Raw genomic sequence first — 21,135 nt, 5'->3', positions numbered from 1 at the left:
CGCGCGGCGATGGTCAGCGCGTCCAGCTGGCTGCCAGCCGCGCCAGCCCCTCGTCGATCGTTACCCGCGGTGTGTAGCCGAAGTCGCGCATGGCCGGCGTCATGTCATACCAATGCGTGGTCGCCAGCTGTTCGGCAAGGAACCGCGTCAACGGCGGTTCGCCGCGCAGCGGCAACAGTGTCCACGCCGCCTCGCAGCCCGCGCCGATCGCATAGGCGAGACGGAACGGCACGTGACCGGTGACGGCCGGTGCGCCCGCCGCGTGCAGTAGCGCATTGATGATGTCGCGCGCGCGGCGCGGTTCGCCGTTGCTGATGAAATACGCGCGCCCCGCGCACGCGGCGCCGAAGCGCAGGTGTTCGAAGGCATCGAAATGCGCTTGCGCCGCGTTGTCGATGTAAGTGGTGTCGATCAAATTGTCGCCGCTGCCGACGATGCGCAGCCGCCCGGCACGCGCGCGTTCGACCAGCCGCGGCAGCAGCTGCTGGTCGCCCGGACCCCAGATCAGGCGCGGTCGCAGCGCGATGGTGGCAAGGTCGCCGCCGTTCGCTGCAAGCACCGCGCGCTCGGCGATGGTCTTGGTCGCCGCGTACGGCGCCTTGACGTGTTCGCCGTAGGGCACGTTCTCGGCGGTGCCGTTGGCGACCGGGTGGGTCGCGCGATGGGTGACGCTGGGCGAGGAGGTGTACACCAGCCGCGCGATGCCGTGCGCGCGGCAGGCGGCGATGACGTTGTCGGTGCCGACCACGTTGGCGCGGTGATAGCTGTCGTAGCTGCCCCAGGCGCCGGCCTTGGCCGCGTTGTGGAAGATCGCCTCGCAGCCGTGGGCCGCCGCGAGCACCGCCGCGCGGTCGGCGAGATCGCCCTGCAGCTGGCGCACGCCGATCACGTCGAGCGCGGGGTAATGTCCGCGATTGAAACTGCGGACCTCATGGCCGCGCTCGACCAGTCCGCGACACAGCGCCTGGCCCAGGAAGCCGCCACCGCCGGTGACGAGCAGTTTCAAGCGCGCGTCCTGCGCGTCGAACGCAAGGCACGCGACGCCCAGCGCGCCAGCGCTTCGCGGCCGATCTTGGCGTTGTGGCGGATGTCGACCGGGAAGCGCGGATGGAACAGCACGTCGCGGATGCCGGCCGTATGCACGAAGCCTTCGCCGAGGTGCCGCAGTTCGGCCGCGATGCGCGGCTGCTGGTCGCCGGCGACGCCGGTTGCAAGCTCGACGCACAACACTGGCCGCTGCGCACCAGCGGCACCGACACCGACCAATGCCGTGCGCCGCACGTCCGAATGCACGTTGAACACCGGCTCGACCTGCTCGGTGCACAGCACGCGACCGTCGGCGGTGACCACCCGTTGCGACTTGCGACCGCAGAACCACAGGCGCCCTTCGCCATCGAGGTAACCCAGGTCGCCCATGCGATGCACGATGCGTTCGCTGCCGTCGGGCAAGGCTTCGCGGATCTTCGCCAGCCGCGTGGCCGCGTCGCGGTTGAAGTAACTGTCGGTCGCGGTGGGTCCGGCGACAGTGATTTCGCCGACCTGTCCTGGCCTGACCAGCTGCGCATCGTCCCAGTGCGCGATCGCGCCATCGTCGATGGCGATGATGCGCACCACGTTCGGCGCCACCGGGCGCCCGACGCAGGTGCCGCCACCGTGTTCGCTGCGCTCGCGCGTGGCCTGCAGCTCGCGGCCTTCGATCACGGCCACCGGCAGGCATTCGGTGGCGCCGTAAGGCGTCCAGAAGCGGGCGTCGTCGGGCAGCAGCGCGCGCATCGCGGCCACGACCGCGGCCGGCACCGGCGCGCCGGCGCAGGTCACGCGCCGGAGCGACGGCAACGGCGCGCCGTGCGCGGCCAGTACCGCGATCAACGCGGGCGATCCGAACAGCTGGTCGACGCCGAAACGCTCGATCGCGCGCAACAGCCTGCGTGGGTTGGCACGCGCCGGCCGCGTCGGATCCATGTCGGGGATGATCGAGGTCAGCCCGAGCGCGGGGTCGAACAGCGCGAACGGTGGAAACGTCGGCAGGTCGACGCCGCCCTCGCCGATTCCGAAGGCCTCGCGCAGCATCGCCGCCTGGGCGACGAAGTGGCGATGCCGGTAGACGACGCCCTTGGGCACGCCGGTGGAGCCGCTGGTGAACAGGATCGCGGCGATGTCGTCCGGCGCGGTGTCAGCCAGTTGCGGCCCGGCGCCGGTGCCGTCGCGCTCCACCTGCGCCAGCGTGGCGTCGGCCAGCCACGCGCGCGGCGCGGTGGTGATGCGGGTATGCGCCGACGTCGCCCAGCGCAGCGCGACGCGCGCGACGTGCGCCAGCGCGATGCCGATGAACGCTTCGGGTTGCGCCTCGTCCAGGCACTGCCGCAGCGCGCGCCTGTCGATCCCCGGGTCGACCAGCACCGGCACCGCGCCGGCCTTGAACAGCGCGAACAGGGTGAGGAAGAACTCCGGCGTCGGCCGCAGCATCACCACCGTGCGCGTGCCGCGGGCGATGCCGCGTCGGGCCAGGCCGGCGGCGATGGCATCGCTGCGGGCATCGAGTTGCGCGTAGGTCAGGGCGATGTCGTAGCGGGCCATGCCGTTCCACTGCCGTCGCCCCGGGCAGCGCATCGCGACCTGGTCAGGGCGCTCGCGCGCCAGGCGTGGCAGGGCGGCGGCGATATTGCAGGGATCGCTCATCGGCCGATTGTAGGCGAGCGGATTTTTGTGGGGCCGGCTTCCTGTGGGGCCGGCTTCCTGGTGGGGGCGGCTTCCTGTGGGGCCGGCTTCCTGTGGGAGCGGCTTCAGCCGCGAGCTTTCCTGTGGGCAATTCACGCCACACCAGGAGCTCGCGACTGAAGCCGCTCCTACGAAGGGCGCTGCGACGTGCGATCGAGGAACGCGCGGATCCGCGGCACCAGCAGCGCGTGCTTGTCCTCCAGCACGTAATGCCCGGCATCCTCGAACGCATGCACCTCGGCCTGCGGCAACGCGCGACGGAACCCGTCGAGGAAATGCCGGTCGAAGACGAAATCGCGCAGCCCCCAGCCGATGAACGCCGGACGATCCGCGAATTCGTGCAATCGACGCCCGGCCTCCGCGACCAGTGGCCACGCGCGGTCGCCCTCCCGCAACGGGATGTCCTGCATGAAGCGCAACGTGCTGATCGCATTGCGCCAGCCCGCATAAGGTTTGATGTAGGCGCGGCGCACATCGGCCGGCAAACGGTGCCGGGTGCCGAACCACGCCGCACCGCGCGCGAACAGGTTCAACGCGCGGATCAGCAACCCGCCAGCGCGCGAGTCGCGTCCCAGCGACAGCTGCCACGGCATCGGCTTGGCGTCCGGCAATGGAAACGCCGCGGTGTTGAGGATCACCAGCCGCTCGACCTGCGGCAGGTGCGACAGCGCCCAGCCAAAGCCGATCATCCCGCCCCAGTCGTGCACCGCCAGCGTGATCGGGCCGGTGATCCCAAGCTGATTGAGCAGCGTCGCCAGATCGTCCACGCGCGACTGCAGCGTGTAGTCGTAGTGACCTGCGCGCGTATCCGGCTGCGACGGTGGCCGCACGCCGCCGCCATCGTCCGGCTTGTCCGACAGCCCCATGCCGATGTGGTCGGGCACGATGCAGCGATAGCGGTCGCGCAGCCCGAGCACGAGGTGGCGCCAGTAGAAACTCCACGACGGATTGCCGTGCAGCATCACGACCACCTCGCCATCGCGCGGGCCTTCGTCCAGGTACGACAGCGCGATCCCGGGGCGAATTTCGAGCCGATACAGGTCGAACGGGTAGTCGGGATATGTCATGGAAACTGCAACTGCTCCACGCTGAAACCACCCGCGCTCTGCAGCTTGCCGCCGAGGTTGCGGAGGAAACTGAAGGTGCTTTCGCCGCGCTTGCGCCCGACCATGTAGACGCGGCCATAGTCGCGGTGGCCGGCGGAGGCCTTGTCGACCTCGCTGTCCTTGCCTGCGAGGAAGTCACCCTTGACCTCCAGCAGTGCGATGCCGTGGCCCGGGCGCGCGGCCAGGCGGACGATGAAGTCCGGGTAATACCCGGCACCCTCATCCCACCGGTACAGGCCCACGCCGGTCTTGGGCGGATTGCGATGCCACCACGTCACCAGCGGACTGGCATCGAGCACCTGAGCGACCGCGAGTTCGTCCGGGTTGAGGCCGGGCGGGAATACGCCATAGAGGTTGCGGCTGGCAGCGGGCAGGCGCAGCGCCGATTCGATGCCGCCGGCAAGCGGGACGTCAATGTCCAGCACGTTCTGGTGACGCAGCGACTGATAGGCGGCAGTGAGCAGCTGCGGGCGACGCGCCAGCACCAGGTCGAGCTGCTCCGCCAACGCTTCCTCGTCGGCCGGGGGCTTGGCGCCAGAGTCGACGATGGCGCGCTCGAACCGCGCCAGCAGCCGACGCTGCAGCTCGCGATCGTTGGCCTCACCCAGCCGCAGTCGGATCTGCTCGGCGCGTGCCGCCAGAGCCCGGGTCGACATGGTGGCCCACACGTCCTCGGTGGCTTCGGCCACCGCTTCGCCACCGGTGAACAGATTCGATTCGGCACGCTGCACCTGCACCCGATCGCGCAGGCGATCGCCCAGCACGGCTGGTGAGAAATCCATATGCGCCGCAACCCCGGCCTCGAAATCCTCACCGGGGGGCGGCAGCTTTTCGCCGCGCAGACTCGCCGGCGCATCCGGGCGCCTGACGTACTCGAACGGCTGGGGTGTGGCTTGTGCATAGGCCGCCATCAGCTCGTCCAAAGCACGCGGCGCGCCCCCGGTGCCACCCTCCATCGCCAGCGTGGCCTGCGCTGCCGCTGCGAAGCCGGCGAAGGCGGTCCCAGCCAAGGCCGCCTCCAGCGCAGACGCATCCGCTGCGGGCAAGGCCACCGAGCGTGATGGATCACTGCTGTCGACCAGGCTGGCGCCGGCCGACGACACCAGCAGGCTCATCGGTTCGCCACTGCGCGCAACCTGCACCTCGGCGGTATTGCCGACGACCGTCACTACGGTCTGCGTGCCGAGCTCCGGCGCCTGCGTGGTCAACGTGTTGATCTGGGCCGCCGCTTCCAGCAGGCCTTCCTGGGATTCCGAATTGGCCAGGAACACGCAGCCCTGCCGCAGCAGCGGCGGCAAGGCGCGGCCCTGCAGCAGCGCATGGCGGCGGACGATGCGGCCGATCACCTGGGTGCCGAACCCGGCATCGCGGGTGCCGCGCAAGGCCGCGAGCGTGAAAGCGCGCGGCGCGTCGAAACCCAGCGCCACCGCCATCTTGAAGATCAGCACCTCGACCGTGGGATCGCTGGCGAGCGCCAGCAGGTCTGGATCGGGTTCGTCGGCGGTGTGCACGCGCACCGCTGCATCCGCGAAGCCCAGTTCTTCGACCAGGTAGCGCCGCGCCGCGTCCTGCGCCTGCTTGCCGTCGGGCACCTGCACCAGCATCAGCGGCGTCAACGCGACGCCCAACGCAGCGAGCTCGGCACGAATACGCCGGTGCATGGCCGCGCATTCGCGCAGCGCAAGATGCTCGAAGTCCACCAGTTGCGCGGTGTCGCCGTCGCGGGCGACGAAGCGCACGGTGCGCACGCCGTCCTTGAGCAGTCCGGCCTGCACCGCATCGAAGCGGCTGACCGAGGCCCAGTCCGCCGGGGCGCCCACCACATACCCCGTCGCACGCTCGAAGGCCGGCATGTCGGCGTCGCGCGGCGTGGCCGTCATCAGCAGCGCATAGTCCGGCTTGAGCACCTCGCTGAAGAAGGCGCGTGCCTGCGCGGCCCGCTGGAAGCCGTGATGTGCCTCGTCGACGACGCAGCCGATGCGCAGGCCCTCGGCGCGTGCCAGCGCGATGAGTTCGTCGATGGCCAGGCCGGCGTCGCCGGACTGGCGGGCGCGGCGACTGTCGGCGCTGCGCGCGGCCAGCGAGGCCCAGGTCACGACGAAGACGCCGCCGCCGCGCACGGCATCGATCTGGCGGTCGCTGTCGAGGTCCAGCAGCGTCAATTCCGGCGCCTGGGTGGCAAGGACCTGGCGCGACTGCTCCACCAGTCCAGTGAATGGCGCAAACCAGAACCACAGGATCGGTTCTGCTCGCGAGGCCGCGCGCATGGCTTCCACCGCGATCAGGGTCTTGCCGGCGCCGGTCGGCGCCTGCAGCACCACCGCGCCGTCGTTGCGCCGCGCCAGGTCGATGCGCTGCGGCGTGTCGGCGGCGATCTGCGTGTACAGCGAACGCACGTTGGCCAGGCGCGCGTTGATGCCTTCGCGCACGATCAGCTGGAAGTCCTTGAGCGTGGCAGGCATGTCAGCGTCCGAAGCGTTCGCGCAGGAATTCGGGAATCGGCCGCACGTCGAGCTCCGGTGCCAACTCGCGCAGGCGCTCCGGCGCCCAGCCGTACAGTGCCGCATCCGCCGGCGCCGCTGGCAGCCACGCGTGCAGGCGCGCGAGCGAGGCGTCGCGGAAGTCGGCGAGATAGGCCATGCCGTCGGCGTGCCCAAAGCCACCCATGGTCCAGGGTGCCAGCGGTAGGCCATGCAGCAGCTGCAGCGCATTCCAGATCTCGGCGTGCTCGAGCTTCACCGCCAGACGGTGCTGCGGCACCCGCCGCGCACGCAGGTAGGCGAAGCCACCGCCCAGCCCGGCGATCGCCTCGCCTTTGGCATTGGTGTAACCGCCCAGCACCTTGCGCACCCGCTGCGCGCAGACATCGCGGCAGAGGTTCTTGTCGGGGGTGTCTTCGGTGGCTTCGGTGCTGCTGACGAGGATGAATTTGCGGGTGCCACCGTCTTCGGCGTTGAGGTTGGCGACGGCGTGGGCAGTGGTGCCGGAGCCGGCAAAAAAATCCAGCACAACAGCGTTTTTATCGCCGACGACACGCAGCACCCGCTCGATCAATTCCACCGGCTTGGGCGTGCTGAACAGGTCTGCGGTGTGAAAAATATCCCGCAAAAACGCCTTTGCTTGGCGCATTGTCGGCAGGTCGGCCCAGATCGTGGGCCATGGACGGGACGGATCTTCAGGAGCGTATTCGCGGGTGTAGGGTTCCCAGACGACGCGGCCGAGCTTTTCGCGTTCCTTCCAGATCAAGGTGCCGTCGGCGATATGGACGTTAACGGCCTCGGCGCCTTTGGCCCAGCGCGCCTCTTCGCCGTTGTCGTGAATCGGCAGAACGTCGGTACCATCAGGGCCCTTAATTGGGAAAAACATCGTCGGTCGATCGCTGCGGAGGCTGTTCGCACCATTTTTTTTCAGCAACCTGTCGCGGTAGCGCGTGCCGTCCTCGGTTCGCTGACCATATGCAGCAACGATCTCCGGCGCTTCTTTCTGCACCAGATGAAGGAGGTCGCTTTGACGCGCGTAGCACAACAGGTATTCATGGTCAGGGGTAATGGCTACCTTGTTGTCGTTTGGGCTATCGACTTTCCGCCAGATGAACTGCGCGACAAAGTTGTCGGGCCCAAACACTCGATCCATCAGCATCCCCAACCGGAACAGCTCGTTGTCGTCGATGCTGACGAAGATCACGCCGTCATCGGCCAGCAGCTCTTTCGCCAGCGCCAGGCGCCGGTACATGAACTCCAGCCACAGTGAATGGCGGAAGCGATGGGTCTTGTCGACGAAACGGTCGTTGTAGACGAAGTCGCGGTTGCCGGTGTTGTACGGCGGGTCGATGTAAATGCAGCGGATCGCACCCTTGTGGCTGATCCGCAACGCGCGCAGGGCGTCGAAGTTGTCGCCCTCGATGATCAGGTTGTTCCACGGCGCGTCGCCGTGGCTCAGCGCTGGGTTGAGCTCCAGCGCGACGTAGTCGTCGTTGAGCGCGCGATCGGCTTCGATGTCGTCGCGCTCCCACACCAGCCCGAGCTGGCGCTCGGCATCGCGCCGCTGCAACAGGCGGATCAGGGTCTCACGATCGAGGTCGTCGTATCGACTCATGCAGGCGTACCACTCAACAGCGCAAACAGCGGTCGGTTGACGTAATAGTTGGTGCGTCCGATCCGGCGCTTGTCGAGCACGCCATCCCGGGCCAGGGTGTCCAGGTATTTCGTCGCCGTCAGACGCGACACGCCCAGCTCGCGCTGCACGAATTCCACCTTGGTATACGGGTGGCTGAAGAGGTTGTTGATCAGGTCCTGGCTGTAGAACTTGTAGTTGGCGCGGATGGTTTGCTTGGCGTCCTGCAGGAGTGTCTTGATCGACTGGATGGTGGTGATGGTATCGGCGGCCGTGATGGCGACCGCGTCGAGCATGTACAACACCCAGTCTTCCCACGCGTCGTCATCGCGCACCGCCTGCAGCAGGCGGTAGTACTCCGGCTTGGTGCGGACGATATGCCGGCTCAGGTACAGCACCGGGATGTCGAGCAGCCTCTCCTTGACCAGGTACAGCACGTTGATGATTCGCCCGGTGCGCCCGTTGCCGTCGTAGAACGGGTGAATGCTCTCGAACTGGTGGTGGATCAGGGCCATCTTCACCAGCGGGTCGGCTGCGAACTCCGGCTGGTCGTGGATGAAGTGTTCCAGCTCGCCCATCAGTCGCTCGACCTCGGGCGCATCCTGCGGCGGTTCATACACCACCGCGCCAGTGCTGTTGCGCAGTTGCGTGCCCGGCAGCTTGCGGAAGCCCGCCTGGTTGCATTCCAGCTGCCGCTGGATGCCGATAATGATGTTCAGCGTCAGCAAGTCGTGCTCGCTGACCTGCTCAAAGCCGGCGCGCAGGGCCTGACGGTAGCGCAGCACTTCCTTGATGGCCGTGCCAACGGCCTCGGCGGGATCGTCGTCGCGGAACAACTCGTCGTGCGTGGTGACGATGTTCTCGATCGCCGAACTGTCCTTGGCCTCCTGCAGGGCCAGGGTATTGATGAGGATGTCCTGATTGGGGATGCTGGCCGCAACGCCCTTGAGTTCGGCCAGCGCACGGCTGGCGGCGTTGAGCCGCTTCAGGATGGGGGCCGTCTCAAAGCGCCGCGGATCGAGCCGGTGCAGCGGGGGAATCGGCATCCTCGCGGCGCTCATGTATAGAAAGTGGTGGTTTTATATACACGTCCGCCCGGGCGTGTCCAGAATTATCTGTTTTCTATACATGTCGGTGATCCGCCGACAGCGAGCGTGCTTACCAGACGACTTCCGCCATCGAGCAGTTCAGGCCCGAGCCGATGCCGAGCAGGGCGACGCGGTCGCCCTTCTTCAGCCGGCCCAGCTCGCGCAGCTTGCTCAGCACGATCGGCACCGAGGCCGGACCGATGTTGCCGTGCTCGCCGAAGATCGTCAGCACTTTCTTCGGGTCGATGCCGAAGGCTTCGATGAAGGCCTTGGTATGGACCTGGCTGACCTGGTGGATGACGAACTCGTCCATCTCCTCGACCACCCAGCCCAGCGCGATCTTGGCGGCGACGAAGGTCTTCTGCGCCAGCTTCATGCCCTCGATCAGCAGCATGCGGGTGTCGGTGACCATGCGGTCGAGGTTGCCGCGGCACAGGTTGTTGAACTGGGTCGCGGCGCGGGTGACGCCACCGCGGTAGCGCGGCGCACCCGGCGCGAGTTCGGCGCGCGCGAGCACCATCGCCGCGGCGCCGCAGCCCAGCGTGAGCGTGGCCATCTCGTTGCGGAACTGCGCTTCGGTCAGGTCGCCGGCGCCCAGGCGCTCGAGCGTCTTCTCGTAGGCAAGGTTGGCGGTCTCGCCGTCGACGATCAGGGCGTAGTCGATCTCGCCGCGCTCGATCATGCGGCTGGCGATGTCCATGCCATTGAGGAACGCCAGGCACGCGTTGGCGACGTCGAAGTTCTGGCACAACTCGCCCAGGCCGAGGTTGCCGCTGACGATCGAGGCGGTGGACGGCTCCAGGTAATCGCGGCTGACCGAGGTGTTGACCAGCAGGCCGATCTTGTCCGGATCGATACCGGCGTCGGCCAGTGCCTTGACCCCGGCCAGCGTCGCCGCATCGGAGGCCTGCACGTTGTCGTCCCACAGCCGCCGGGCGTGGATGCCGGCGATGTCGCCCAGCACGTCGGTCTTGATCCCGAGGCGGTCGAGGGTCGGCTTGAGGCGGGCGTTGATCTCGTCCGAGCCGAGCCGGCGCGGAGCGTCGACGTGGGCCAGGCCGGCGATGGCGACGTGCTGGAACAACATTGGCGTGGCCCCGGGATGTGAAGAAAACGCGACAGGATAACGCGCGTTGCTTAACGCTGCCGCGCTGGAGCGCACGGATCGGGCGGGGCTGCTGCCTGGGGTGCGACTCGGCGGGCGGGCCGGAGGCAAGGGCACCGCTCCCAGCCCCCTTCGCTGCGCGAAAGAAAGGGGCGGCGGGTGGCTGCGTGGCCACCAAGTGACCCGCCCGGCGACGGCGCGCCAAGAGGGGCGCGGGTGGCCGCGTCAGCGGGGACGCGATGGCGGTTGGATGGCGCCCTGTCGCCTAGCGGCCGCAGCGCCACATCGCGTAGCGCTGGACCCCATCCTCGGGGCCATCGAGCGGCTGCACGGTATCGGCCGACAGCCCGGGCGCTTCGTTGCGGGCCAGGGTCTCCAGCTCGTCGTGCACGCGCAGCGGATTGCGTTCGTAGGGGCCGAGGGAAGCCTTGACCGAGACCTCCACCTCACCGCGCGGCTGGCAGCCGGACGGGGCGGCGGCAACCACGCGCACCGCGCTGGCGCCGGGCGCCATGTGCACCCAGGTGCAGCCGGCGGTGGTGGCGGTCAGTGCGGCGAGGACGAAGACGGCATTGCGCATCGGGGCGGCTCCAGGCGGTGGGGGAAACAAAAACGGCAGGCCGGATTGTGGCCCGGCCTGCCGTGGGTGGCTGAACCCGCGCTGGTGCCTACCTGGCGGCGGGGGCCTGCGGCGCCGCCACCGGATGGCCGTCGGCATCGATCACCTGGACCGTGCCGAGCTTGAGGGCACGCACCGGCGCCTCGATCTTCGACAGGTCGCCCACCACCACCCAGGTCAATGCATCGGCATCGAGCGCTTTCGCCGCGGCGTTGACCTGGTCGGGGGTCATCGCCAGGACCTCGGCGTTGCGGCGCATCACCCAGTCGTCCGGCCGGTCGTAGCGGACGATGCCGCCGATCGTGGACATCACCGCATTGCCGGTTTCGTAGGCGCCCGGCTGGCTGCGGATGTCGTCGGCGACCACCTTCTGCACTTCCTCGGCCGTGGCCGGGCTGGTGCCGCTGGCGTAAGCGCCGATCTCGCGCTGCATCTCGCCCAGCGCCTCGGCGGTCTTGTCGATCTGCACCGGCGCGAACGCCAGCCACGGACGCTGTCCGACCGCACCGGGCGCGAAGGTGTAGGCGCCATAGGCCCAGTGCTTGTTCTCGCGCAGGTTCATGTTCAGCCGCGACGAGAACAGCCCGCCGAGCACGTCGTTGGCAATGCCGAACTTCACCGCCGCCGGGTCCTTGCTGGACGGCACCAGTTCGCCGGCGAAGATGTTGGCCTGCACCGCGCCGGGCTGGTCGATCAGGAACACCCGCGCCTTGCCCGGGCGCGCCACCACCGGGATCGCCGGCGCCGGGGAGGCGTTGCCCACGCCGTTCCAGTCGCCGAGCGTGCGGTTGAGCAGCGGCACGATCTCGGCCAGCGTGGTGTCGCCGACGACGATCAGGGTCGATTGCTCCGGCCTGACCCAGGCGTGGTCGTATGCCACCAGGTCGTCACGCGTGATCGCGGCGACCTGCTGCTCGGTGCCGCTACCGGTGAACGGCACGCCGTAGGGATGGTCGGCGCCGAACAGCAGTGGCGGAAGCACGCGCAGGGCCGAGGTCTGCGGCTGCGCCTTCTCCTGGGCGATGCCGGCGATCCGCTGCGCCTTGACCCGGTCGATCTCCTTCTGCTCGAAACGCGGCTCGCGCAGCATGCTCGCGTACAACTCCAGCGAAGGCGCCAGGTTCTTCTTCAACGCCGACAGGTAGGCATTGGCGCCATCGAGCGAAGCCCCCGCGCCGATCCGCGCGCCCAGCGACTCCGCCTTGCCCTTGAACGCCAGCGAGTCCAGCGCGCCGGCGCCCTCGTCGAGCATGCTCATCGCGAACGAGGCGGTGCCGAGCTTGCCCTGCGGGTCGGAGGCGTAGCCGCCGTGGAATTCGTAGCTCATCTGCACCACGGGGATCTCGTGGCGCTCGGCCAGGATCAGGGTGCTGCCGTTGGCCAGGGTGGCGCGCTGCAGCGCCGGGAACTTCAGCGCCGGGAACGTGGTGACGGCCGGCACGCCCTTGCTGCGGTCGACCTGGCTGGGCAGCGTGGAGTATTTCGGATCCGCCGTCGGCAGCGTCATCGGTGCCGGCTTGACCGATGCATCCTCGACCAGCGGCGCGCGCTTGCCGGGCATCACCACGAAGCTGTGACTGGGCTGGCCGAGCCACTTCTGCGCCGCCGCGCGTACCTGGGCCGGGGTCGCGGCGGAGATCGTCTGCCAGCTGTCGCGGAAGCAACCGGGGTTGTGCTCGTAGATTTCGCACGAGGCCAGGATGTCGGCCTTGCCGCCGAACCCACCGATGCGCTCGATGCCGCGGATGAAGCGCGCGCGCTCCACGGTCTTGGCCTGCGCCAGCTCGTCGGCGGTCGGGCCGTCCTTGAGCAGGCGCTGCAGCTCCTCATCGACGATCGCCTCGACCTTCGCCGGGTCGACGCCCTGCTTGACCATCGCCGTCACCACGAAATTGGACGACAGCTGGCTGGAGCTGTTGTAGGTCGCCACCGAGTCGGCGAGTTTCTCGCCATGCACCAGGCGGCGGTCCAGGCGCGAGTCGGCGGCGCCGCCGAGCACCTGCGCGAACAGGTCGAGCAGGTCCGCCTCGCGCGTGCCGGCGGGGGCGACGTTCCACAGCCGCTGCACCAGCGGCTGCGGCACCTTGTCCTCGAGCACGGTGCGGCCGGACTTGGCCAGCGGCGCCACGTCGACCTTCGGCTGCGCCATGGTCGGGCCGGCGGGAATGTCGCCGAAGTAGCGCGCGACCTTGTCTTTCGCCGTGGCCAGGTCGATGTCGCCGGCCAGCACCAGCACCGCGTTGTTGGGGCCGTACCAGGTGCGGAACCAGGTCTTGACGTCGTCCAGCGACGCGGCGTTGAGGTCGGCCATCGAACCGATGGTGGTGTGGTGGTAGGGATGGCCCACCGGGTACATGGTCCGGGCCTCCACCTCGTCGAGCTGGCCGTAGGGCTGGTTCTCGCCTTCGCGCTTTTCGTTCTGCACCACGCCGCGCTGCTCGTCGAGCGCGGCCTGGTCGATGCCTCCCAGCAGGTGGCCCATGCGCTCGGATTCCATCCACAACGCCATGTCCAGCGCGGTGGTCGGGACGTTCTCGAAGAAGTTGGTGCGGTCCGGATTGGTGGTGCCGTTCTGGTCGGTCGCGCCGGCCTGCTCGAAGGGGGTGAAGTACTCGCCCTTGTGGTTTTCCGAAGCCTGGAACATCAGGTGCTCGTACAGGTGGGCGAAGCCGCTGCGCCCGGCCGGTTCGTCCTTGCTGCCGACGTGGTACCAGAGGTTGACCGCGACGATCGGCGCCTTGTGGTCTTCGTGCACGATCACCTGCAGGCCATTGGGCAGGGTGAACTGCTGGTAGGCGATGTCGACCGCGGACGCGGCCGGCGAGGCCACTGGCGTGGCGGTGTCCGCCAGCGCGGTTGCCGGCATGGCGAAGCCGCCGAGTGCCGCGGTGAGCGCCAGCGTGAGGACGCCGTGGCGGAAGGACGGCGCGGGACGCGTGGCGCGGGACACGATCGACATGCGGAAAGCTCCAATCATCAGGACACGAAGGCGCGATCCTACCGGCCGTGGGCGCCGGGGGCACTAGCCCATTAGTACGGTGGCGGCGGATTGCGGCCGCCATGTCGCGGCCGGGACGTCGCCGCAGGCCTGCGCGGGCGCCGGCAGCCGGGCGCTCCTGATCGGCCAGCGCCCTGGCGACAGCGCCGCCACGCGGCGGCTGGCACACTGCGCCGATGTCGTCCCTGCATGCACTCGTCACCGGCGCCAACCGCGGCCTGGGCCTGGAATTCGTCCGCCAGCTGCTTGCGCGCGGCGACCGCATCGTGGCCACCTGCCGCCAGCCGGGCAAGGCAACCGCGCTCAACGCGCTGGCCGGCGACCACCCCGGCCGCCTGCACGTACTGCCGCTGGATGTCGCCGATCCGCGCGCGATCGCCGAGCTGGTGCGCGAACTTGCATTGCTGGACGACGACGGCGCGCGCATCGACCTGCTGGTCAATGGTGCCGGCGTGCTGCATTCGGGCGAGCGCTTCGGCAGCGTGGGCGCCGACAACCTCCTGGACAGTTTCCGCACCAACGCGATGGGGCCGTTCCTGCTGGCGCAGGCGCTGGCACCCCGGCTGCGCGACGGCGCGCGGATCGCGAACATCACCTCGCAACTGGGCTCGATCGCCAACACCACGCGCTTCGGCACGCCCAGCTACGACATCAGCAAGGCGGCGCAGAACATGGCCACCGCCTTGCTGGCGGCCGCGTTGCGCGAGCGCGGCATCGCGGTGATCGCATTGCACCCGGGCTGGGTGCAGACCGACATGGGCGGCGCCGGGGCGACGGTCACGCCGGAGCAGTCGGTGTCCGGTCTGCTGCGCGTGATCGGCGCATTGAAGCCGTCGGACAGCGGCCACTTCCTGGATTGGCAGGGCGAAGCGTTGCCTTGGTGACGCCGTGCAAGACGTGACGCAGGCGCGGTTTGCAACCCCGCCTGCGTTGCCTGCAGCGGGCGTGTCGACCGTTCCAGCTGCCGCACGGGCGGGCCGAAGCGTGCCCTGCGCAAACACCACCCGTGCCGTGGCGACGGCTGCGGACCGCATCGTTATCATCGATGGTCATCCAGCCGCGCCGGGCGCCGTGGTCGGCGTTGTCCGGCACCGCCGGATGAACGACGACAGGTGATCGCGGCGCGCCGCGCCGGGATACCCCATGTTCGACGTGCTCCTCTACCAGCCGGAAATCCCGCCCAACACCGGCAACGTGATCCGCCTGTGCGCCAACACCGGCGCGCGCCTGCACCTGGTCGAGCCACTGGGCTTCGCGCTGGACGATGCGCGGCTGCGTCGCGCGGGCCTGGACTACCACGAGTACGCGACGGTGCAGGTGCACGCCTCGCTGGACGCGGCGCTGGCGGCGATCGCACGGGCGAACGGCACCGCGCCGCGGGTGTTCGCCTTGAGCACGCGCGGGCGGATCCGGCACGACGCGCCGCGTTATGCCGCCGGCGATGTCTTCCTCTTCGGTCCCGAGACGCGCGGCCTGCCCGGGGCGGTGCTGGACGCGCTTCCAGAAGCGCAGCGCCTGCGCCTGCCGATGCGGCCGGACAGCCGCAGCCTCAATCTGTCGAATTCGGTCGCGGTCGTGGTTTACGAAGCCTGGCGGCAGCATGGTTTTGCCGGCGGCGCGTAGCGGGCTTGCGAAGGCGCGGCGCACTTGCGCGGCGCAGCTCGTTACGACGGGCTCGAACCGCTTGCGGTTGCAGCCGCTTCCGTGAGCGGGCGGCGATCGACGATGAAGCGTGGCACGGCCTGGCGGGAAACGCCCGCGGTTGAAGCCGCTCCTGCGGACGGCCGGCAACCCACGTCAGCCTGGGAACAGCCCCGCGTCGTACTCGGCCCGCTGCTCGCGCGCGAGCAGGCGCTGCAGCGCCTGCGCCGGCGTGATCTCGCCGTGCAGCACCGCCTGCACCGCGCTGGAGATCGGCAGCTCGATGCCGTGGCGCTCGGCCTGGCGCATGACTTCGTCCACGGTCTGGATCGACTCGACCACCTGGCCGATCTCGCGCACCGCTTCGTCGATGCTCTGCCCGCGCCCGAGCGCCAAACCCAGGCGACGGTTGCGCGAGAGTTCGCCGGTGCAGGTCAGCACCAGGTCGCCCAGGCCCGCCAGCCCCATCAGGGTTTCCGGGCGGCCGCCGATCGCGGCGTTGAGCCGCAGCATCTCGTTGAGGCCACGGGTGATCAGGCCGGTGCGGGCATTGAGCCCCAGGCCCATGCCGTCGGCGGCGCCGGTGGCGACCGCGAGCACGTTCTTCATCGCCCCGCCCAGTTCGGCACCGCGCAGGTCGTTGCCGGTGTAGACGCGGAAACTCGGCCCGTGCAGCACGTCGGCGACGACCTGGGCGAAGGCGGCATCGTCGGCATGCACCGTCAGCGCGGTCGGCAGGCCGGCCGCGACTTCCTTGGCGAACGATGGACCGGTGACGACCGCCAGCGGCACGCCCGGGCCGAGCAGATCGGCGGCGACCTCATGCAGGAAACGCCCGCTGCCGGGCTCGAAGCCCTTGGTCGCCCAGGCCACGCCGGCATGCGTGGGCCGCAGCGGCGCCAGCGCCTGCAGGGTGTGGGTGAAGGCATGCGAGGGCACCGCGACCAGCACCAGGTCGGCATCGCGCAGCGCGGCCGGCAGGTCGGTGGTCGCCCGCAGCGCGCCGGGCAACGCGATGCCGGGCAGGTAATGCGGGTTTTCGTGGCGCTGGTCGATCGCCGCGACAACGTCCGCGTCACGACCCCACAGGCACGCGTGGTGCCCGTGGCGTGCGATCAGCGCCGCCAGCGCGGTGCCCCAGGAGCCGGCTCCCAGGATCGCGACCCGCTGCGGACGGCCGGCGGCTGGCGCCGCCGCGTCGGTGGTCATGCCAGGCGCGGCCCGGTCAGGCGTTGCCGGCCGTTTCCGCGCCGGCCAGGCCGCCGTCCATGCCGTTGCCCTGCGCCTGCTCGGCACGCTGGCGCGCGCCCTCGGCGTACAGCGCGTCGAAGTTGATCGGCTGCAGCAGGAACGGCGGGAAGCCGCCGCCCTGGATCAGGTCGCTGATCGCCTGGCGCGCATACGGATACAGCGCGTTCGGGCAATGGGTGCCGAGCATCACGTCCAGGGTCATCGGATCGAAACCCGACAGGCCGAACACGCCCGCCTGCTGCACTTCGGCCAGGTACGCGGTCTTGTCGCCGGTGGTGCAGGTCAGGGTGACGCCGAGGACCACTTCGTATGCCGATTCCGACAGCTTCTGCACGTGCTGGCTGAGGTTCATCTGCAGCTGCGGCTGGCCAGCCTCGTTGAAGACCTGCGGGGTGCCGGGGGCCTCGAACGAGACGTCCTTGAGATAAAGCTTCTCGACGGTGAACGCGGGGCCGCCGGGTTCGCCGCCAGCGCCATTGAGGGTGTCTTGCTCGGACATCTGCAACTCCAGCCGGATCGAATGGGGAATCGGGAATTATCGCACGGCGCCGCGGGCGAAGCCGGCGGGCCGGCCGTTACGGCGCGCCTGCGCGCGCTTCATCAGGGAGGTGCGAGGCCGGGCTTCCGGTGCCGCTCGGGATCACTCCGCAATCCCGGTCAACGGCCCTTGGCCAGCGGCAGGTCCGCCTGCTGCCAGGCGCCGATGCCGCCGTCGAGCACGTAGACGCGTTCGAAACCGGCCTTGTGCAGGCGCTTGGCCGCCTCGCCCGAGGTCTGCCCGGCCTTGCACACCAGCACCACCGGCAGCGCGCGCGCCGGTGCCAGCTGCTTGTTCTCCGGATCGAACTGGCTCATCTGCACGTTGCGTGCGCCGGGGATGTGGCCCTTCTCGAAGTCGGCCTGCGGGCGCAGGTCGACCACCAGCGCGTTGTCGCGGTTGACCAGCGCGGTCAGCGCCGCCGGGCCCAGGCCCTTGTAGCCGCGGAACAGCGCACTGATCTCGTTGAAAAGCAGCGCCAGGGTCAGTCCGCCCAGCGCCAGCAGCAGGTAGGGGTGGCGGCCGGCGAAGGCCATCAGTTCGGGAGCGGTCACGGGAATCCGGGCAACGCGCGGGGGATCGCGCGGGGCGGCGATTGTCGCCGCTCGCCCGCCCGCGCGCAAAACGCCGTGCGATCAGCCGCCCGGTGCGGGCACTACCGGGCCTGCCACAGGTCCGGCAGGCCCGACTCCACCCACCACGTCTTGGCCACCGGGTCGTAGCGCCACTGCTCGGTGTAACGCGCCTGCCGCTCGACCAGGGTGTTGCGGTTGATCACACCGATCTCGACTTCCCGCAGCGCGGTGCCGTCGCCGAGCTGGGCCCCGAGGTCGTGGTAGGCGGAGATCTGCAACTGCTTGTAGCGTTCGAATTCCAGGCCGGTCATCGGGTGCGCGGCGCGATAGGCGGGGTCGAGCATGTTCCAGGCGCCTTCGAAGTCGCCCCAGCGGATCGCGGCCGACCAGGCGTACTGCAGCTTGTCCAGCGCGTTGCTGCGATCGCCGCCGGTGGCGCAGGCCGAGAGCGCCAGCAGCAGCGCGATGCAGGCAGCCCGGGCGGGTTTGGATCGGCGCATGGCGAGGGTTCCGGAGGAGAGCGAAGGCCATCCTACCTGCTGGCCACGGCGACATAACGCGCATGGCATTCGGCCGCGACCCCGCCGTCGGGCAGGCGCACGCAGGCGTCGAGCTCGATTCCGGCCTTGCCGCGCTCATGGAACCGGGCGACGAACGCCTCCCAATCGGCGCTGTCGGCCACGCGCGCCTCGGCCCGCAGGTCGGCGAACAGCGGCGCGCGATAGTGCACCTGCGCGCTTGCCACGAAAACGTCGGCCGACACGCCCGCCGCCTGCAGCCGCAGGCTCACCACGCCCCAGGCCGCCAGCGTCATCAGCGATCCGAGGCTGCCGCCGAATGCGCAGCCCTTGTCGTTGACATGCGCGGACAGCGGCGCGTGCAGGCGCAGGCATTCCCCGTCGAAGCCGTCCAGGCGCAGCTGCAGCGCCGCCACCGGCGGCATCGCCTGCAGCGTCCGCGCCAACGCCGCCAGAGCCGCATCCGTGCCCGCGGCGACCGATCCAAGATCCATTGGCTATCCTGCCCAGATGCCCGACACCGTGCTCGCCGGATGCTACGTGATCTCGCTGCGGCCGGCGGGACAGCACGCGGCACTGCGCCGTGCGGCGGCGCGCCATGGCGCGCGGCTGCTGGCCTTGTCGCCGTGGACGCTGGCCGCGCGTGATGACGCGGCGACGCGCGCGGACCTGGCTGCGGCACTGGCGTGCACCAGGATCGTGGTCACCAGCCCCGCCGCGGTGCGTGCGGCGGTGGCGTTGCAGCCCTTGCATGCGGCGCATGGACAGGCGTGGTTCGCGGTCGGCGCTGCCACGGCGCGCGCGCTGCGAAGGGCTGGCGTGGCGGGCGTGATGTCGCCAGCGGGCGGGGAGTTCGCGCCGCCGGATGGCGAACGCCGCGACGCCGACGCCAGCCGGCGCATGGATAGCGAGGGCCTGCTCGCGCTGCCCGGATTGCATGGCGTGCAGGCAACCCCGATCGGCCTGCTCACCGCGCCCGGTGGTCGCGGCGCCATCGAGCGCGTGCTGCAAGCACGCGGCGCGCGCCTGTTGCGCGCCGATGTGTACACGCGGTCGCCGCTGGCCATCAACCGGCGCGCGCTGGCCTCGCTGCGCGCGCTGCAGGCGTCGGCATGGCTGGCCCTGAGCAGCGGCGATGCGTTGGCATGCACGCTGGCGCAGCTGCCTGACGATGCCGCCGCGCGCCTGCGCACGGCGCGCGTCGCGGCCGCAAGTCCTCGGTTGGCGGAACTGGCCGACAGCCTGGGGTTCACCGGCGTCGTCGTCGCCGCCAGCGCGCAGCCGCGCGACCTGGTCGCGGCGATGGTGCGCGGGGCATCGGCTAGCATGCGCGGCATTGCCGATGCCACCGGGCCAACCGCTTGAACGATGCTGCTCCGCTGCCTGCACCCGCGCGTCGTCGTACCGGCGCCGGGTGGCTGCTGGTGGCACTGGTGGTGCTGGCGGCCGCCGGTTGGTACGGCTGGCAGGCGTGGCAGGCACAGCAGCGGCGCGCACGCGCGTGGGCGGCCGAAACCACCCAGCAATGGCAGGCGCTGGACGCCCGCATCGATGCGCTGCGCGTCGACCAGCGCGCGCAGGCGCAGCGCCTGCAGCAGGCCGATGCCACCAACCGCGTGCTGCGCGAGGAGCTGCTCGGCATCGGCCAGCGCGCGGCGCTGCTCGAGGACAGCGTGCGCAAGCTCGCCGATCCCGACCGCGACGGCGCACAGGCGCTGCGGCTGGACGAGGTCGACCTGCTGCTCGGACAGGGCGAGCAGCGGCTGCGGATCGCCGGCGACCTCGATGGCGCGCGCGACGCCTATGCCCTGGCTGCGGGCGTGCTCGAAGGCATCCATCCCGGTGCCGGCGGCAATGCGGCGCTGCTCAACCTGCGCCAAGCGCTGGTGCAGGAACGCGCCACCCTCGATGCCCTGGCCCAGGATCCGAAAGTCGCCGCGCTGGCGCAGCTGGATCGCTTCGCGGCGTCGCTGTCGTTGCCGGCGACGGCGCCATCGCCAGCGACCGCGGCGCGGCCGTGGTGGCAGCGGGCGCTGTCGCGCATCGTGCAGGTCCAGCCTTCGAACGCAGCGGTCGCGGTCGCAGGCGGCGAACGCGCGGCCGCATTCGCTGCGCTGCAACTGGAACTGACCCTGGCGCGCGCGGCGATCGAGCGCCGCGATACCGCTGCCTACCGCGCTGCCTTGGGGCGCGCCGACGGCTGGATCGCGCGGCTGTGGCCGGACTCGCCGCAACGCCGCGCTCGCCGCGCCGCATTGCAGGCCCTGCGTGCGCAGCCGCTGGTGCTGCAGCTGCCGGCGCTGGGCAGCACCCGTCGCCAGCTGCAGGCCCTGGGCCACGGCAGCTAGCCTGCCTCCATACGAAACGCCAACACCCGGCGCGCTAGCGTGCCTGCCACTCCCGCGCTGAATGGAATCGCCATGAACCTGTTCCGCAACGTGCTGTTCTGGATCGTGCTGGCGCTGGTCGGCGCCTTGCTGGCGCAGGTGCTGCTGGCCGACCCGGGCTATGTGCTGGTGCGCTTCCGCGGGAGCGACTACACCACCACCGTGGCCAGCGCGCTGGCGATCGGCCTGGCGCTGCTCGCCGCGCTGTGGTTGCTGTGGACCCTGCTCGCGCTGCCACTGCGCAGCTGGCGTCGGCATCGGGACCAGCGTGCCCGCGCCCGGCTGGGCGAAGGCCTTCAAGCGCTGCATCGCGGCCATTACGAGCGCGCGCACGTGTTGCTCGCGCAGGCCGCCGACGACGGCCAGGTGCAGGGCGGCAGTGTCGAGGCCAGCGCGCGACTGGCGGCCGCCCGCGCCGCGGCGGCGCGTGGTGACCAGGCGGCGGCGCGCCACCAGCTCGATGCGCTCGGCGAGCGCC

The 21,135-nt window shown here is 70.0% G+C and carries 19 protein-coding genes; 5 read left to right on the top strand and 14 right to left on the bottom strand.

Annotation, left to right across the window (positions count from 1 at the left end):
• Positions 1-13: 13 nt before the first annotated feature.
• The 9 genes from oleD to G7B67_RS09320 all read right to left on the bottom strand — a co-directional run bounded on the left by oleD (position 14) and on the right by G7B67_RS09320 (position 13,699).
• Positions 14-1,006, bottom strand: coding sequence for a 2-alkyl-3-oxoalkanoate reductase (gene oleD, locus G7B67_RS09360; RefSeq protein WP_166211319.1), 993 nt, complete (start codon positions 1,004-1,006; stop codon positions 14-16).
• Entirely contained in the window at positions 1,003-2,679 is a 1,677-nt protein-coding gene (gene oleC, locus G7B67_RS09355; RefSeq protein WP_166211316.1) for an olefin beta-lactone synthetase, read from the bottom strand. Before oleC ends, oleD begins: the two co-directional genes overlap by 4 nt.
• 167 nt (positions 2,680-2,846) lie before the next feature.
• Positions 2,847-3,785, bottom strand: coding sequence for an alpha/beta fold hydrolase (locus tag G7B67_RS09350; protein WP_166211313.1), 939 nt, complete (start codon positions 3,783-3,785; stop codon positions 2,847-2,849).
• Positions 3,782-6,286 (bottom strand): DEAD/DEAH box helicase family protein, encoded by a 2,505-nt coding sequence (locus tag G7B67_RS09345; protein WP_166211310.1) that lies wholly within the window; start codon positions 6,284-6,286, stop codon positions 3,782-3,784. The genes G7B67_RS09350 and G7B67_RS09345 overlap by 4 nt, the downstream gene beginning before the upstream one ends.
• A 1-nt stretch (position 6,287) precedes the next feature.
• The gene (locus G7B67_RS09340; protein ID WP_166211307.1) at positions 6,288-7,919 is read right to left on the bottom strand and encodes a site-specific DNA-methyltransferase; all 1,632 of its coding nucleotides are present in this window, start codon (positions 7,917-7,919) and stop codon (positions 6,288-6,290) included.
• Positions 7,916-8,983, bottom strand: a complete 1,068-nt coding sequence (locus tag G7B67_RS09335; RefSeq protein ID WP_166211305.1) for a Fic family protein — start codon at positions 8,981-8,983, stop codon at positions 7,916-7,918. The genes G7B67_RS09340 and G7B67_RS09335 overlap by 4 nt, the downstream gene beginning before the upstream one ends.
• A gap of 112 nt (positions 8,984-9,095) precedes the next feature.
• The gene (locus G7B67_RS09330; protein ID WP_166211302.1) at positions 9,096-10,112 is read right to left on the bottom strand and encodes a 3-oxoacyl-ACP synthase III; all 1,017 of its coding nucleotides are present in this window, start codon (positions 10,110-10,112) and stop codon (positions 9,096-9,098) included.
• A 283-nt stretch (positions 10,113-10,395) separates the two neighbouring features.
• A complete protein-coding gene (locus G7B67_RS09325) occupies positions 10,396-10,710 on the bottom strand; it encodes a DUF4156 domain-containing protein (protein ID WP_166211299.1) in 315 nt (104 codons plus the stop codon).
• An 88-nt stretch (positions 10,711-10,798) separates the two neighbouring features.
• Positions 10,799-13,699, bottom strand: a complete 2,901-nt coding sequence (locus tag G7B67_RS09320) for a M16 family metallopeptidase (RefSeq protein WP_425482433.1) — start codon at positions 13,697-13,699, stop codon at positions 10,799-10,801.
• 224 nt (positions 13,700-13,923) lie between these two features.
• On the opposite strand from G7B67_RS09320, the gene G7B67_RS09315 reads away from it, so the two are divergent.
• Together G7B67_RS09315 and G7B67_RS09310 are read left to right on the top strand one after the other, a co-directional pair.
• Positions 13,924-14,631, top strand: a complete 708-nt coding sequence (locus G7B67_RS09315; protein WP_166211293.1) for an SDR family oxidoreductase — start codon at positions 13,924-13,926, stop codon at positions 14,629-14,631.
• A gap of 259 nt (positions 14,632-14,890) precedes the next feature.
• On the top strand, positions 14,891-15,370 hold the full coding sequence (locus G7B67_RS09310) for a tRNA (cytidine(34)-2'-O)-methyltransferase (RefSeq protein WP_166211290.1): 480 nt from the start codon (positions 14,891-14,893) through the stop codon (positions 15,368-15,370).
• Between the two features lie 174 nt (positions 15,371-15,544).
• Here G7B67_RS09310 and G7B67_RS09305 read toward each other — a convergent pair whose 3' ends face one another.
• The 5 genes from G7B67_RS09305 to G7B67_RS09285 form a co-directional block, all read right to left on the bottom strand.
• Positions 15,545-16,597, bottom strand: a complete 1,053-nt coding sequence (locus G7B67_RS09305; RefSeq protein ID WP_166211287.1) for an NAD(P)H-dependent glycerol-3-phosphate dehydrogenase — start codon at positions 16,595-16,597, stop codon at positions 15,545-15,547.
• 16 nt (positions 16,598-16,613) lie between these two features.
• Entirely contained in the window at positions 16,614-17,138 is a 525-nt protein-coding gene (gene secB, locus G7B67_RS09300) for a protein-export chaperone SecB (protein ID WP_166211284.1), read from the bottom strand.
• A gap of 158 nt (positions 17,139-17,296) precedes the next feature.
• Positions 17,297-17,731 carry a rhodanese-like domain-containing protein gene (locus G7B67_RS09295; RefSeq protein ID WP_166211281.1) on the bottom strand — a complete coding sequence of 145 codons (435 nt, stop codon included), beginning with the start codon at positions 17,729-17,731 and terminating at the stop codon, positions 17,297-17,299.
• Between the two features lie 101 nt (positions 17,732-17,832).
• Positions 17,833-18,252, bottom strand: a complete 420-nt coding sequence (locus tag G7B67_RS09290) for a hypothetical protein (RefSeq protein ID WP_166211278.1) — start codon at positions 18,250-18,252, stop codon at positions 17,833-17,835.
• 32 nt (positions 18,253-18,284) lie between these two features.
• Entirely contained in the window at positions 18,285-18,764 is a 480-nt protein-coding gene (locus G7B67_RS09285) for a YiiD C-terminal domain-containing protein (protein ID WP_166211275.1), read from the bottom strand.
• 16 nt (positions 18,765-18,780) lie between these two features.
• On the opposite strand from G7B67_RS09285, the gene G7B67_RS09280 reads away from it, so the two are divergent.
• From G7B67_RS09280 to G7B67_RS09270, 3 genes are all read left to right on the top strand, one after another.
• A complete protein-coding gene (locus tag G7B67_RS09280) occupies positions 18,781-19,635 on the top strand; it encodes a uroporphyrinogen-III synthase (protein WP_166211273.1) in 855 nt (284 codons plus the stop codon).
• Entirely contained in the window at positions 19,632-20,618 is a 987-nt protein-coding gene (locus tag G7B67_RS09275; RefSeq protein WP_243412317.1) for a uroporphyrinogen-III C-methyltransferase, read from the top strand. The genes G7B67_RS09280 and G7B67_RS09275 overlap by 4 nt, the downstream gene beginning before the upstream one ends.
• Positions 20,619-20,690: 72 nt before the next feature.
• The coding region (locus G7B67_RS09270; RefSeq protein ID WP_279303992.1) for a heme biosynthesis HemY N-terminal domain-containing protein at positions 20,691-21,135 on the top strand (445 nt) is incomplete at its 3' end.

The sequence above is a fragment of the Cognatiluteimonas telluris genome (assembly GCF_011320095.1).
Classification (GTDB): domain Bacteria; phylum Pseudomonadota; class Gammaproteobacteria; order Xanthomonadales; family Xanthomonadaceae; genus Cognatiluteimonas; species Cognatiluteimonas telluris.
Note: the sequence above shows the minus strand (reverse complement) of the source record. Positions and strands in the feature narration are given on the sequence as shown.

What these genes read in the sequence shown, in the direction of transcription:
- oleC (WP_166211316.1), bottom strand. Translation starts at nt 2,679, where the DNA reads ATGAGCGATCCCTGCAATATCGCCGCCGCCCTGCCACGCCTGGCGCGC.
- G7B67_RS09350 (WP_166211313.1), bottom strand. Translation starts at nt 3,785, where the DNA reads ATGACATATCCCGACTACCCGTTCGACCTGTATCGGCTCGAAATTCGC.
- G7B67_RS09345 (WP_166211310.1), bottom strand. Translation starts at nt 6,286, where the DNA reads ATGCCTGCCACGCTCAAGGACTTCCAGCTGATCGTGCGCGAAGGCATC.
- G7B67_RS09340 (WP_166211307.1), bottom strand. Translation starts at nt 7,919, where the DNA reads ATGAGTCGATACGACGACCTCGATCGTGAGACCCTGATCCGCCTGTTG.
- G7B67_RS09335 (WP_166211305.1), bottom strand. Translation starts at nt 8,983, where the DNA reads ATGCCGATTCCCCCGCTGCACCGGCTCGATCCGCGGCGCTTTGAGACG.
- G7B67_RS09330 (WP_166211302.1), bottom strand. Translation starts at nt 10,112, where the DNA reads ATGTTGTTCCAGCACGTCGCCATCGCCGGCCTGGCCCACGTCGACGCT.
- G7B67_RS09325 (WP_166211299.1), bottom strand. Translation starts at nt 10,710, where the DNA reads ATGCGCAATGCCGTCTTCGTCCTCGCCGCACTGACCGCCACCACCGCC.
- G7B67_RS09315 (WP_166211293.1), top strand. Translation starts at nt 13,924, where the DNA reads ATGTCGTCCCTGCATGCACTCGTCACCGGCGCCAACCGCGGCCTGGGC.
- G7B67_RS09310 (WP_166211290.1), top strand. Translation starts at nt 14,891, where the DNA reads ATGTTCGACGTGCTCCTCTACCAGCCGGAAATCCCGCCCAACACCGGC.
- G7B67_RS09305 (WP_166211287.1), bottom strand. Translation starts at nt 16,597, where the DNA reads ATGACCACCGACGCGGCGGCGCCAGCCGCCGGCCGTCCGCAGCGGGTC.
- secB (WP_166211284.1), bottom strand. Translation starts at nt 17,138, where the DNA reads ATGTCCGAGCAAGACACCCTCAATGGCGCTGGCGGCGAACCCGGCGGC.
- G7B67_RS09290 (WP_166211278.1), bottom strand. Translation starts at nt 18,252, where the DNA reads ATGCGCCGATCCAAACCCGCCCGGGCTGCCTGCATCGCGCTGCTGCTG.
- G7B67_RS09285 (WP_166211275.1), bottom strand. Translation starts at nt 18,764, where the DNA reads ATGGATCTTGGATCGGTCGCCGCGGGCACGGATGCGGCTCTGGCGGCG.
- G7B67_RS09280 (WP_166211273.1), top strand. Translation starts at nt 18,781, where the DNA reads ATGCCCGACACCGTGCTCGCCGGATGCTACGTGATCTCGCTGCGGCCG.